Origin of the sequence: Polaribacter sp. BAL334 (assembly GCF_015767435.1) — a bacterium.
Classification (GTDB): domain Bacteria; phylum Bacteroidota; class Bacteroidia; order Flavobacteriales; family Flavobacteriaceae; genus Polaribacter.
This window is the reverse complement of record NZ_JADWOV010000242.1, coordinates 1-563: the sequence shown is the minus strand read 5'-3', so window position 1 is coordinate 563 and position 563 is coordinate 1. Positions and strand designations below refer to the sequence as shown.

Annotated in this window: 1 protein-coding gene; it reads left to right on the top strand. The window is 26.1% G+C overall.

The window, feature by feature from the left end; genetic code table 11:
- Window positions 1-320 precede the first annotated feature (320 nt).
- Window positions 321-563, top strand: a 243-nt coding sequence (locus IU405_RS15630) for a hypothetical protein (protein ID WP_231749505.1), incomplete at its 3' end; no start/stop codon positions are given.

Sequence of the window (563 nt, the reverse complement as noted above, 5' to 3'; positions counted from 1 at the left end):
GATTTAATAAAAATTTAAAACTGGATTTTAAGTCAAAATCTGGAATAAGTATAAAGACTTCAGAATACAAAAGTGAGGATATTGAAAAATTACTTGCAATTTTAATTGAGAAATCTGAAAATAATGTTACAATTCCTAAAAATTATGAACCGAAATTAAAAAACAGCTGCTAACACTGTACAAAATTAATTGCTTGCATTTTGCTTACTTACGAAAATTCTCGCGGATTTTCTTTGTCAGTTTTTATTTACTAAATTTAGTGCTTAAACACAGCAACTAATCTTGTACAAACACGTTGTAAACAATTTCGAGAACCCAAAATGACGAAAGAAGAAATTAATAACATTTTGAAAGCCGAATCTGGAATTGTTCTATTGGAAAAAGAATCTGAACAATCTTTTTTTGAAACAATTCTCAATAATTGTGTTTCTATACTTTCAGCAATATATTTTTTGAAAAGAAAAAAATTTGACTCTCTAATTCTGACAGAAAATAGAATAATTTTAATCGTGCGGAATAAAGTTTATTTTGAACGGATTTTTATCAGAATTGAATCTTTGAAT